This is a genomic window from Laspinema sp. D2d, from assembly GCF_025370755.1.
GTDB lineage: Bacteria > Cyanobacteriota > Cyanobacteriia > Cyanobacteriales > Laspinemataceae > Laspinema.
In genome coordinates this window covers 138289-151684 of the sequence record NZ_JAMXFC010000002.1, presented here as the reverse complement: position 1 = coordinate 151684, position 13396 = coordinate 138289, and the positions used below count along the sequence as shown (strand labels likewise).

At 48.3% G+C, this 13396-nt stretch carries 9 protein-coding genes; 4 read left to right on the top strand and 5 right to left on the bottom strand.

Going from position 1 to position 13396, the window contains the following annotated elements:
* Positions 1–61 precede the first annotated feature (61 nt).
* The 4 genes from NG796_RS02120 to hemW form a co-directional block, all read right to left on the bottom strand.
* On the bottom strand, positions 62–1705 hold the full coding sequence (locus NG796_RS02120; protein WP_261204263.1) for an alkaline phosphatase family protein: 1644 nt from the start codon (positions 1703–1705) through the stop codon (positions 62–64).
* A 148-nt stretch (positions 1706–1853) separates the two neighbouring features.
* Positions 1854–2810: a hormogonium polysaccharide biosynthesis glycosyltransferase HpsE gene (hpsE, locus tag NG796_RS02115; protein WP_261204262.1), complete on the bottom strand. Its 957-nt coding sequence runs from the start codon at positions 2808–2810 to the stop codon at positions 1854–1856.
* Positions 2811–2837: 27 nt separating this feature from the next.
* Positions 2838–4724, bottom strand: coding sequence for a hormogonium polysaccharide biosynthesis glycosyltransferase HpsE (gene hpsE, locus NG796_RS26405; protein ID WP_317619257.1), 1887 nt, complete (start codon positions 4722–4724; stop codon positions 2838–2840).
* Between the two features lie 789 nt (positions 4725–5513).
* The gene (gene hemW, locus NG796_RS02100; RefSeq protein ID WP_261204261.1) at positions 5514–6794 is read right to left on the bottom strand and encodes a radical SAM family heme chaperone HemW; all 1281 of its coding nucleotides are present in this window, start codon (positions 6792–6794) and stop codon (positions 5514–5516) included.
* A gap of 197 nt (positions 6795–6991) precedes the next feature.
* Here hemW and NG796_RS02095 point away from each other — a divergent pair, with 197 nt between their 5' ends.
* Positions 6992–8071, top strand: coding sequence for a PIN/TRAM domain-containing protein (locus tag NG796_RS02095; RefSeq protein WP_261204260.1), 1080 nt, complete (start codon positions 6992–6994; stop codon positions 8069–8071).
* 146 nt (positions 8072–8217) lie between these two features.
* On the opposite strand, the gene NG796_RS02090 is transcribed toward NG796_RS02095, so the two are convergent.
* Entirely contained in the window at positions 8218–8688 is a 471-nt protein-coding gene (locus tag NG796_RS02090) for a nucleoside deaminase (RefSeq protein WP_261204259.1), read from the bottom strand.
* A gap of 203 nt (positions 8689–8891) precedes the next feature.
* Between NG796_RS02090 and NG796_RS02085 the strand changes: the two genes are divergently transcribed.
* The 3 genes from NG796_RS02085 (at position 8892) to NG796_RS02075 (ending at position 13382) form a co-directional block, all read left to right on the top strand.
* Positions 8892–10034, top strand: coding sequence for an acyltransferase family protein (locus NG796_RS02085; protein ID WP_261204258.1), 1143 nt, complete (start codon positions 8892–8894; stop codon positions 10032–10034).
* Positions 10035–10845: 811 nt separating this feature from the next.
* Positions 10846–11712, top strand: a complete 867-nt coding sequence (gene bchL, locus NG796_RS02080) for a ferredoxin:protochlorophyllide reductase (ATP-dependent) iron-sulfur ATP-binding protein (RefSeq protein ID WP_261204257.1) — start codon at positions 10846–10848, stop codon at positions 11710–11712.
* A gap of 125 nt (positions 11713–11837) precedes the next feature.
* Positions 11838–13382 (top strand): DUF5331 domain-containing protein, encoded by a 1545-nt coding sequence (locus NG796_RS02075; RefSeq protein WP_261204256.1) that lies wholly within the window; start codon positions 11838–11840, stop codon positions 13380–13382.
* Positions 13383–13396: the final 14 nt, after the last annotated feature.

The following is a 13396-nucleotide window of genomic DNA, read 5'->3' as shown; positions in this document are numbered from 1 at the left end:
TTTTTCGACTGAGAAAAAATTCTCTATCCCCTAGAGTTGGTAAAGAGATCCCCGGGTCGGGTTAGGCGACTAAAACGGACTTCTCGACTAGGGAAGTGCCATCATAATAGTGAGGAATCGGGGCATTCATCAAATGGAGAATGGTCGGGGCTAAATCTACCCCATGACCCTCTCGCAGTTGAGTTCCGGGCCGAATTCCAGGGCCTGTAATGTTTAAAAATCCTCGGTTGCGATGACTGCCGGTGCGTCGATAGGGGACGGGACCGATACGCCCGAATTGACCACAATCTATCACATCGGCGGGGGTGTCATTCCAAAGGACGATTAAATCAGCATCAGGACGGGTGTGAGAGGTGGGAGGGGTGTGAATCACTTTTTTTACCACGGGGCCTCCGGTGCGCGCATTGGTCCATCCATAGAGTTGGGCGGTGATCTCTTGGCACAATCCCTCATACTCTTCCGGTGAGACGATGCCATTGGGTTCGCGACCCGCTAGGTTAATGCGGATGTATCCTTCAGAATAGCTGGGAAGAGCAAAAGCTTTCATTTGCGGCCATAAGGGACTATACCAAGTAGAGGGTTGCCAGAATAGGGGATTGCCTTGCTGGCGCAACTGGTCTGGTGACCCTAATGGGGCTTCTCCAAAGGTTCCCAGGAGGCGATCGAGTAGGGGGTGGAACTGACTGGGGAGTTCTTGCCGGAGGAATTGTTTGAGGGGGTTGGGGCTATACTTGCGTTCCCAAATTTCCCCAGTCCAGGTTTTCCGCCTGGGTTCGCTGACGATCGCCTCGGGGATAGTTCCGGCTTTTCCGGATGCGATCGCCACTTTCCCCGGAAAGCTGAAGCGGTATAAAAATTCGGGCAGAAACAGCATACTCGGAACATCGGTGGTATTGTTCCCGCTACCATGTGCGGAAAATAGCACGAGATAACTGTCCTCTGGTACTTCAGATAATAAAGTACCTAGCGTGCGATCAACAGCTTCAAAGATGGCTAACATGGGGTCTTCTGAGGCGGCATCCAGCTTGTGTTCATACAGGGGGTGGTCCGGTTGGCTGAGATACCACAAGTCATGTCCAGCAGAATGGGTCTCACCAAATACGGTTAACAAGAGATCCCAGGGTTCCTGTTGGAGTAAATTTCGGACGATCGCCCCCCGGCGATCGATGCCTTGATGCAAGGTTTTTTGTAAGCGAGACAGATAGGCATGATCCCACCAATCCCCATGATCCCGATGCAGGGCCGGATGTTTCCCATAGTTCTGGTTAAGCTGATTCAGCAATTCCGGCGGGTGAGAGACACTGGGGGTTTGTGGCGAATGTGCACCCCAGGCCAAAACTTGCTCCCCATTGACGCGATCGCACAAGCGAGATTGGGGTACATCAAATACCGCGACGCGATATTGGTCTCCCAAGGCATAAAAAGGCGAATATTCCTGAAAATCATACGCGCCTATTTCGGACACGTTATAGCTGCCTTCCTGAAATTTTACCGGGGACCAATATCCGGTTTTATTCGGTAAGCATCCCGTTAAAAAGGTGGTCCAAGGGGTTTCGGCTTTGTAATATTCTATGTTGGTCAACCGACCATAAGCCCCTCGGTCTTTCAACTGTTTGAGATTACTTAAATATCCCTGGTCCATCCAAGTTTCTAATAACTCTGGGTCCGCTGCATCAAGGCCGATCGCAATGACTGGATTTTTCATGATAATTTTCCCTGATTTGTTAATAGATTGGGTGATTTAATATGGAATTTTATTAAGCCGCTTGCAAAATAGCAAATTGCCCCCCAAACCCCCTTATTAACGAGGGCTTTTTAGAAGTTTGCAAGAGGTTTCTTAATTTCTTGTTTACTTATTTTTCAGTGAATTGGCTTTGTAAATAGTAAAAAGGACTCAGAAAACTACTTAAAAAAAACTCCAACTCACAAGCGGCAATGGGATCAGTCTTGACTAATCCGCGATACTGGATCAGATGGCGGACAATTCGCCGTAAATTGCCGAGTAAGATCCGGGCGATCGCAATGGGTTTTTCTTGGGGACTGGTATGAAGCAAGCGCAGGTGACAAATGCATAATCCACAGCCTCGAATTAGGGACATTAATGAGGCTAGTTCCAATCGGTGTTGGGGGATTTGATGGTAACTATGCAGGGTGGGACAGTACCAAATTTCCCATCCTCCTTGGTGCAAATAGAGTAAGGTTTCAAAATCTTCTCCCGCTAAGGTGGAACCATTGACCCGCCCGATTAATTGTAAGCGCCGAGGAACAGTTTCATTCCAAGCTTGTTTACGCACCACTAAACCGGCCCCGGGGGGTAAACTTAACTGTTCCGGTTTATATAAATGGGGTTTTGACCCTCGTTCCCGAATGGCTAAAAAGGATTGAATACGGTGAAAATTTTCTGGGGGTGGACTTTCAAAGCTGCCATGAATTTGCCCGCCAAACGCACCCGCTTGAGGATAAGTTTGAGCAAACTTGTAGGCTTCTGCTACCCAATCGGATGCGGGTAAATTATCATCATCTAAAAATCCCACCCAGGTTCCTTTGGCTTCATCAATCGCCCGCTGTCGGGCAAAAGCGAGTCCTTGTTGGGGTTCAAAATAATAATGTAAGGGATAGGCGGAGGGCCAATCCGTTTGATAATTGCGAATAACTTCAGCGGTGTTATCCTGACTGTTGTTATCAATGACGACAATTTCCCAAGTGAATTGTTCGGTGCGAATTTGCGATCGCAAGCAGTCCAGAAGTTTCGATAATCGGGTTGCCCCATTATAGGTGGGGATGGCGATCGTAAAGGCGATGGCATTCATTGGATTTCAGTAGATGTCAAGTACAAATCAGATAACTAACTCGCTTTCCACGGGAGTTGGGGCTAACAGTTCGGCTAAACTTGAGACAAGGGATTGAGAAGGTTCGGGTTCAATTGAAATTTCGGGTTTTACGAACTTGTTCACCCAATCACTAGACAGTACGGATTCAAAGGAAAGGGGATGGGGATATTCTATTCCATATCCCTGAATGTAATTAAACCCTATTCTTTGAATTTGTTCTATGATAGCCGAATTTTCTACATGGGTAGCAATTGTTTTGATTCCCAAATTTTGGCCCAGCTTATTAATATTTTTTACTGCATTTAAACTCCCAAAATTGTTGGAGATAGCGTGCATTAATTGCCCCTCTAACTTGAGATAATTAACGGGTAGTAATTGGAGATAATCCCGGGAAGATTGAGCATTACCCACTCCGTCTAGGGCCAACTGGCAGCCCAAAGATTGTAAGCGGTGATTCAATTCTTGGAGGCGGGGTAAATGACCGATCGCCACGGTTTCGGGAAGGCAGAAGCAAAACAGTTCAGGGGGAATTTTATAAAACTCTAATTCCTCTACCAGAAACTCAATTAAGTGGCGATCGCATAAACTGGTTTCCGATAAATTGATTTCATATAGACCCCGGTGAAACTTGTCCCCGGCTTCTGCAATTTGAGCGCAGAGTTTTCGGATTGTCCATCGATCCATTGTCCCCATTAGATTATACTGTTCTGCTACGGGCATAAATTGATTCGGCAGTAACAGTTTCCCCTCGGCATCTTGCAAGCGCAATAAAATTTCCGTATGAGGGCGATCGCCTGCGGTTCCATTTAGGGGGTAAACCCCTTGAGAATGCAGGCAAAACCGTTCTTTTTCAAAAGCTTCCGCCAACTCTTCTAGGGAGGTTTGATCCGCCCTCTCAGAAGTGCGATCGCCACTTCTTTCCCCTAACTTAATCCCTTGGTGTTTCAACAGAAACAGCGGACTGAGTAAGGTACTGGTCAAAAACTCTCGTTCACAAATGGCTGCCGTATCATGTTTAATAGCAATTCCATGTCGGATTCCATGTAGGACCAAGCGGCGCAAATCATTGGCTAAATAAGCGGGAAATGCTAAGGGTCTTTGCCAACTTTTCAACGTCATCATTCGCAGGCGATGACGACTCAACCCCACACAACGGACCAACAGTTTCAAATATTCCGGTTCTAACCGCTTGTTGGGGATTTTATGGTAAACCACCATTGCGGGATTATACCAAATATCCCACCCGGCTTTTTGAATATGCAACAACACTTCTAAATCTTCACTGGCTAATCCTGCGTCTTTGCCCGTGTGATTTAAAACTAACCGTTTCGGGACCGATTCTAACCAAACTTGTTTACGAACCACTAATCCAGCCCCTGGGGGCAAGATTTTATGTTGGGGGTCATACTTCCGAGGGCTATTTCCCCGTTCTACAATCGCTAAAAAGCAAGCGATTCTCTTGAAATTTTCAGGAAGTTTTTCTTCGGGTTTCTTTTCATAAAACAGCCCATGAATTTGGCTACCAAATGCCCCGACTCCGGGATGATTTTTCCCAAACTCATAGGCAGCGGCTACCCAGTCCGGTTCGGGTAAATTATCATCATCTAAAAACCCAATCAACTCCCCTTGAGCTTTTTCTACTGCCCGTTGTCGGGCAAAAGCTGCACCCTGTTCCGGGGCAAAACAATACCGTAAGGGATAGGCTGAGGGCCAGGTTTTCTGATACTCTCGAACCACGGCTGCTGTGCGATCGCTGCTATTGTTATCGACTACAATAACTTCCCATGAAAATGCTTCGGTTCCCACTTGTGATTTCAGGTGATCAAGGACGTCACTTAAGCGGGTTTCGCCATTATAAGTTGGAATTGCTACTGTTAAATTAACGGGGTTCATAAGTTACGGGGGGAGCAATTTATAATTAACTTGAATCGGGTATCACCTAGGCATTGTGCCTTGAGTTCATGACACCGATTAGATTGGCGATCACTAAATTTGCTTAAGATAGACCTCTGACCCACCCAAATAGGTGTTACGATTAACCCTTGAGTCGATTTGAGGTAACCGATGGAAGGTATGACTAATCAGCAATGCGTTAACTTCGCATTGCACCCCGCCCTAGAGAGTTAGTCAACTCTCTATTATACCATAAAATGATGGGGCAAGAGGTGTCATAAAAAACCAGTATTCCAGTTAAAGGTTTGGTGGCAGTCGATTCAGCCGATTGAACCTCATGCGCCCATAGCCTTCACCCCTTCTGCTACAAAAGCGATCGCGAATTACAACCCGACTGGTGTACCAGCAGAACAACTCGGGAACAAAGTATCAGTGCAACGCTAACCTGGGTCATGACACCGGATTGAATGTCTCACCCCGTAACCTGCCTTATCCTTATAGGTATATTATTTGCACGTGAATTCTGAATTGTCTCTCTATCTCTTGGTAGAGGATTTTCCCCGATTTACGGTCCAAAATTGAAGGCTTATATAAAGTTTATGTAAAGTTGACGGGGAGTTTTTAAAACCAATATGAAGCGCTGAGAGAAAAATTGCTAAATCGATCCGGATTGGATCTGATTTAGCTCTTTTCTGGACTATTTTGTGTCCGTAGAATTACGGATCCACTTTGTATCTATTCCCCAAGAGGTATGCCTTAAGAAGTAGACGAAAGATTGCCCCAGCCCTCTTATTTTTCTAGGGCTTCAAAAATAGTGGCTAAAATGGTGTTGGAAAATAAAAATCCTTCGGGGTCGGAGAGTCGGATGGCACCCGAGGGGGGCAGACTGGGACCAAAATCTAGGGATTCCCCAGGGGAGTGAACCTGAACCCAGCCTTGGCGATAATAGGGGAGAAGACACTGCCAAAGCTGACGGAGGCGATCGCCCCCAAACTGCTGGGTGAAGTGCGCAAGATCAATCCCATCGGCTAATCGCAATCCCAACATCAAGGTTTCCAACAACACCTCCTCCCCGGGGGTTTCTAGGATAGAAAGAACTCCCCCATTGCCCTGCCACTCTTGCACCCAAGCATAATACTCGCGCCTAGTCCGAGGACGAGTGAACCGTTGGCCCCCGACATAACTCGCCGCCCCCATGCCAAATCCATAGCAAGGGCGATTTTCCCAATAGACCCGATTATGCCGACACTGATAGCCCGACTGCGCATAATTCGAGACTTCATAATGTTCATACCCCGCCGCCGTTAGGGTCTCAACCGCCATTCGATACATTTGGGCGCTATTTTCATCGGTGGGTAAGGGAGAAACCCCGGGTTCGTAGGTCCGGGAAAAGGCGGTTCCCGCTTCCACAATCAAATCATAACTAGAAATATGGGCCGGATGGAGGGCAACTGCCTGATTCAGGGAGTCTTGCCACTGTTCTAAAGTTTGGTGAGGCAGTCCTGAAATCAAATCCAGACTAAAATTCTCGATTCCCACCTGGCCCATTAGCTCAACGGCATTTAAAATATCTACAGTCCGGTGCGATCGCCCACAGTCAGCCAACAAGTCATCCTGAAACGCCTGCACTCCCAGACTTACCCGATTGATTCCGACATGGCAATATCCTGCCAAGTGGTCCCGGTCAAAAGTCCCCGGATCCATCTCCATCGAAATTTCTGCATTGGCGGCAATTCCAAAGCGGCGATCGAGACTATCCAAAATTTGACCTAACTGGGAAACCGATAACAGGGACGGCGTACCCCCGCCAAAAAACACCGTTTTCAGGGGCTGACCCCAAACCGGAGTGTTCTCAATTTCCGTAATCAGCCACGCCACATACTCGACAATCGTTCCCGAGTCCTCCCCCTGCTTGCGATCGCCCACCACAGATACGGGAAAATCGCAATAAAAACAGCGACGACGACAAAACGGAATATGCAGATAAGCAGACTGGGGAATCTGTGGGATCGTCGATTCAGTCGAGGATGTAGCCACTATGGATGCCTTAAATTTAGGTGGAAACTGCATATCCCTCTCCGGAGTGACTTAAGATGAAGAGAGTCCAAACCGTAGAACACCAGAAAACTTAATAGTATAATCAAGATGTCTTTCTACAATCAACTCAATCAGCGGTCTTCACAAAATGCCGGGAAAACATCCCTGAAAATGCTTACCCCGCATAGACAAGCTTGAGTTGAAACCTTACTCTTTTGAGTGGCGCAATCATGCTTAATGCAATCATCATTCTCTCATTCATTCTAGCAGCGGCGGGGATCGGTTTCTACAGCATAGAACTGCTTCCCGCCTCCGCGATCGCCCAAGTTACTAATCTCGACGGGTTGCGATCGGTCACCACCGGGTTTGCCGCCTTGGTCGGGGGGGCCGTCGGTCTAGCGGTACAAACCACCTACCGACGGATGGAAAAGCAAGTTCGACAAATGCCCATTGATATGCTGATTACCCGGGCGATCGGTCTCGTCATGGGTCTCTTGGTTGCCAATTTAATGCTGGCCCCCGTGTTCTTGCTGCCGATCCCCCATGAATTTGGGTTTATCAAACCCCTCGCCGCCATCCTCGGCAGCGTGATGTTTGCGTTTTTGGGCGTCACCCTTGCCGATGCGCATGGTCGGGCCTTCCTGCGCCTGATTAACCCCAGCAGTCTCGAATCCATGTTAGTTGCGGAAGGAACCTTAAAATCCGCCGCGACGAAAATTTTGGATACCAGTTGCATTATCGATGGTCGGGTAGAAACTCTCCTCGCCACCGGGTTTTTAGAAGGACAAATCCTTGTGCCCCAGTTCGTCTTGCAGGAATTGCAAATGGTGGCCGATGCCTCCAACGACCAAAAACGGGTCCGGGGTCGTCGGGGACTTGATGTCCTGAATCGGATTAAGGAAAGCTATGCCGAACGCATTGTCATCCATCCCGCAGACTATGAAGACCTACAAACCGTCGATGCAAAATTGGTCCGGTTGGCCCAAGAAATTAATGCGACTTTGCTGACCAATGACTATAATTTGTCCAAAGTTGCCACAGTGCAAAAGGTTTTAGTTCTAAATATCAACGACTTGACCCAAGCGGTTCGTCCGGTCTATCTCCCCGGAGACAGTCTCGACCTGAAAATTCTCAAAGAAGGTAAGGAAGAGGCTCAAGGAGTGGGATATTTAGATGATGGCACAATGGTAGTGGTAGAAGAAGGCCGCAAACATATCGGTGACCAGTTGCGAGTTGTGGTCACCTCTTCCTTACAAACTGCTGCCGGTCGGATGATTTTTGCCCGTCCTCAAGCCTCAGTTGTGGCCTGATGTTTGGCTATGTCCGAGGGTAACAAATTAAACCGGCGATCGCGCTGTCCCTGTTCTCTATCCTCCAAGATAGATGAATGGGGACAGCTATTTTTATCAAAATTTTCCTAGTCAAGGACCGGATAAAAGTTAGCCTTTCACCGCGATTAAGAATTCAGCAAAACCCAATGTCGAAACAGGTCTAAACTTTCTTCTTTTAAAACATCTCCCACTAATTCTACATTACTCCCAAACTGTTTCAATTCTTGACAAGAAAGATTAAGTTGGGTAAACCCGATCGCACAAGCATCGGCTATCCGAGTTCCAAACACAATTTTATCCAGTTTGGCCCAATAAGCAGCAGTAAAACACATCGGACAAGGTTCGCAAGTGCTATAAATCACACAACCGGATAGGTCCATCCTATTTAATTTCTGAGAGGCCGCCCGAATGGCATGAACTTCCGCATGGGCTGTAACATCGACGCTACTGGTGCAGATGTTATGCTCACAGCTCACCACTTCACCATCTTTAACGATACAAGAGCCAAAAGGATCTTCCCCATTGTTGACTCCTTCCATTGCTTTGGCGATCGCCAGTCTCATAAAGTCTTCATCAGTCTTCACTTGACTTGTCATATTAATTCCTTTTTTCCTTATTCTAATGGGTTGAATAACTATTATTATAAGCGCACAGGATAGAATTATCCTGTGCTTTTTTTAAACAGGCTTCTTGCATAATTCTAAAAAGCCCCCCTTCTTAAGGGGGGTTGGGGGGATCTCCACTCCTTGAAAGCAATAACCCTAATAAAAATCCCTCGGTTCAGAACTTGCCTAATTCTATGCGACTGACTTCTTTGGATGTGTTTCGCGGCATGGCGATCGCCAGTATGATTCTGGTCAATAACCCCGGTAGCTGGCAGCAGGTTTATCCCCCGCTTCTCCATGCACCCTGGCATGGGTTCACCCCCACAGACCTGATTTTCCCCGCATTCCTATTCATCTCTGGGGTGGCAATGGCCTTTTCTTTTACCAAATATACCGACTCCCCCAATTCCCCCCCTGGTGCTGCTGTTTACTTCAAAATCCTCCGTCGTGCGGCCATTCTCTTCGGTTTAGGCTTATTTTTAAATGGATCAACCCTAGTCCTGAAGACTTTACTACAAGGTCAACCCCTGGATTTTGGCACCCTACGGATTATGGGAGTGTTGCAACGGATTAGTTTGGCTTATCTGTTGGGGGCGATCGCCATCCTCAACCTCTCCCGTCGTCGTCTGGGGTTCCTCTGCCTTGCCCTTCTCCTCGGATATTGGTTCGCCCTCACCCTGATTCCCGTTCCCGGTTATGGTCCCGGGGATTTATCCGCCAAAGGTGCCGGGACCCTCGTTGCCTATCTCGATCGCCTGATTTTGACACCCCCCCATATTTTGGGCGATGGCAGCTTTGAACCCGAGGGATTACTCAGTACCCTCCCTTCCGTGGTGACCCTCCTCCTAGGCTTTTTTATTGGGGACTGGTTGCAGAAACAGCCCGTCACCTCCCGCACCAGCCTGCAAATGGCCGGAGTTGCCCTTGTGACAATTGCCACCGGCTCACTCTGGGGCCTAGTTTTCCCCATTAACAAACAACTCTGGACCAGTTCTTATGTGGTGTTAAGTGCCGGTTGGTCCCTCATATTATTGGCCGCTTGTTACGAGATGGTGGAAGTCCGGCAATGGCGAAGCTGGGCCTTTCCCTTTAAGGTGATGGGACTCAATGCCATTTTTGTGTTCGTTGCCTCGGGGTTTCTCGCCCGAATTTTGCTCTTTACTCCCGTCAGTACCGCCACCGATGCCCCCAGTCTCTATACCTGGATGTATCGTAATGGGTTCGTTCCCATCTGGGGCCAACTGCACGGGTCCTTTGCGATCGCCCTCGCGACCCTAATCTTTTGGACCTGGATTCTCTGGGGCCTCTACCGTCGGCGCTGGTTCTTCAAGCTGTAGCAGCAATGCCCGGTGGAGAATAAATCCTTACAAAAGTAGGTTTTTCACCTCCGGTCCCCTCCCCTTGCCAAGGGGAGGGTTAGGGTGGGGTTCTTCTTGAGCGATTCCCTACGTCAAGCACTCTTGCAGGCAAGCTCGACTGTATGGAAGCTGAGGAAACCTCTTTCTTTGTAACGCTGACACCCTCTACCCACTCATTCCTCCTGACGTGGTTTTGTCACGCCAGGAGGACCCCACCCTAACCCTCCCCTTGCCAAGGGGAGGGGACCGGAGGTAACGGTAGGGTCTTGCTTGAGATTCGGAAATGCGATCGCCCAGGCAAAGATTCACAATTATTAACACAAATCTTCCAGAGGGCGATCGGTCCGAGAATTTACGCTGGATCCAACCTTTTCTCCCCCCCCCTTCAGTCAAAGCAGGGAACGGTCGATCCCTCTGTTCCACAGTGAAACCTAAGCCCATCCTCGATCCCCATCGGGTAAAATCAGCCCCAGGAATAATCCTAAGCCGATATACTTATTTTTGTTATTGTTACTCTTTTTATAACTTAAGTACACTAAGACTTGATTTTAGATAATTTATAGACTTGAGAGCTACTCAGATCCGATTTACTATGCCAATAATTTATTTAAGTTCTAATAGCTCTTGTTAACACCCTCCTTGATTCCTCAACCCCCTTTACCTTTGCGGGGGAAGTGAACAATAATGGCACTCAACCGGGAAAAACCCATTAGACGCCCCACTCATAGGACCCAACCTGGAGCAAGGCCCAATCAGAATTAACACACAAACATTTAGGAGAGCACAAGTAGTGAAACTCGCAGTTTATGGAAAAGGTGGTATCGGTAAATCTACGACAAGCTGTAATATCTCCGTAGCCCTCGCCAAGCGCGGTAAAAAAGTTCTACAAATTGGCTGTGACCCGAAACATGACAGCACCTTTACCCTCACTGGGTATCTGATTCCCACCATCATTGACACCCTGCAAGAAAAAGACTTCCACTACGAAGATGTTTGGCCGGAAGATGTCATCTACAAAGGTTATGGCGGCGTAGACTGTGTAGAAGCTGGTGGCCCTCCTGCTGGTGCCGGTTGCGGTGGCTATGTCGTGGGAGAAACCGTCAAACTACTCAAAGAACTTAACGCCTTTGACGAATATGATGTGATTCTGTTTGACGTGCTTGGGGACGTGGTTTGTGGTGGATTTGCCGCCCCGCTCAACTATGCCGACTACTGCGTAATCGTGACGGACAATGGCTTTGATGCCTTATTTGCTGCCAACCGAATTGCTGCATCCGTTCGCGAAAAAGCTCGTACCCATTCCTTGCGCCTTGCCGGGTTAATCGGTAACCGGACCTCGAAGCGGGACCTGATTGACAAATACATCGATACCGTCCCCATGCCGGTTTTAGAGATTTTGCCCCTGATTGAAGATATTCGCGTGTCTCGGGTGAAAGGCAAAACCTTGTTTGAGATGGCTGAGAGTGACCCTTCCCTGAACTATGTCTGTGACTATTACCTAAATATCGCGGACCAGTTGCTCTCGTCTCCCGAAGGTGTGGTCCCGAATGATACCCCCGATCGCGAGCTATTCACCTTACTGTCTGACTTCTACCTCAATCCCGTCAAGGCTCCTACCCATAGCCCCGAAGGCGAACTTGACCTGATGATGGTTTAGAAATCTGCACGAATCATGACGAGAATGGAGGGGGTGTTGAGAAAGTGGGTATGATTCAGTACGAGACAATAGATCTATAAAGAATACAACCTACTTGTTTTCAGCAACCTAGAGGGATAGGCGTTATGGCATTTTTTGAAGAATTCTCTGCCACTTTAAAGAATCAGTGGTTGAAATATTTTGAAGACAACCGTGACTGGCTCCACCTGCATACAAAGTTGGCAGCGGTGAACACTCCCGATGGCGGCAAACGGCCTCCCTCTTACTTCATTCTGGGCGTGATGAATGCCTTGGAACCGAAGTTAGCGCAACTGATGTTGCCTTTTTCGCAGCTTAATCCCGATCCAGATACCTTGATTGAGGTCATTGGTCTCAATTTTGACCCGGATATCGCCCTTGGCAGAGGTCCTGCAACCCCTGCACCGGCAACCACAGGCGGTCACAAAGCTCCCCCAGTGGTTCCTCAGACCCCTCCGGCCCCCCCGCCATTTGTCACGTCTCCAGAGGCTGCGGTAGCTCATGTTGCTGCGGTGGAACAGTCTCCAGAACCGGCAGTGACTCAAGCAGTAGGAAGCGATCGCGACTATGACGATCCCGCTCTTTCTGTGGCAGCCTCGGTGTTTGGTGATGAGGCGATCGCTGAAGAACAATCTCTTGATCCCCTCGGGGAAATGGAGTCTTTAGATCTGGAATCCGATGAGTTATCCGGCTTTGGCGAGACCCTCTCCCCGCAAGTCCAGATAGAAGTCACGGAAGTCACGATGACGATCGCAGAAGATCTCAGTCTGAGTGATCTATCTTCAGAATCCTCCAGTGATGATGACTTTGGGGATATGGATTTAGGCGGTCTGGGTTCAGAATCCTCCAGTGATGACTTTGGGGATATGGATTTAGGCGGTCTGGATTCAGATGCCTCTGATGATTTAGGAGATATGGATTTAGGCGGTTTGGATTCAGAATCCTCCAGTGATGATGACTTTGGGGATATGGATTTGGGCGGTCTGGGTTCAGAATCCTCCAGTGATGACTTGGGAGATATGGATTTAGGCAGTCTGGATTCAGATGCCTCTGATGATTTAGGAGATATGGATTTAGGCGGTTTGGATTCAGAATCCTCCAGTGATGATGACTTTGGGGATATGGATTTGGGCGGTCTGGGTTCAGAATCCTCCAGTGATGACTTTGGGGATATGGATTTAGGCGGTTTGGATTCAGAATCCTCCAGTGATGATGACTTTGGGGATATGGATTTAGGCGGTTTAGATTCTGATGCCTCTGAGGGTTTAGGGGATATGGACCTCGCCGGATTTGATGAAGAGCCCGACGAGAATGCGATCGCGATGCCGAATCCGTTCGGGGAATCCGTAGGGGATGACCTAGGAGACCTGGATTTAGGCGGGTTGGAAGAAGACTCCAGCGCCAACGATGACCTAGCCGACCTAGATCTGGAAGGATTTGGAGAATCTAGCGCCAACGATGACCTAGGAGATTTGGATTTAGACGGATTTGGAGACACAACTTCTGACGATGACCTCGGGGATTTAGACCTCGATGGGTTAGGAGATGATGACTCAGAAGATGCGTTTGGGGATGTCGATTTAGATGCGTTAGCCGATGAAATGGACTCTGAAGATGATTCAGAAATGTCCGATCTCTTGAATGACTTGTAACGACTAATTCAGCA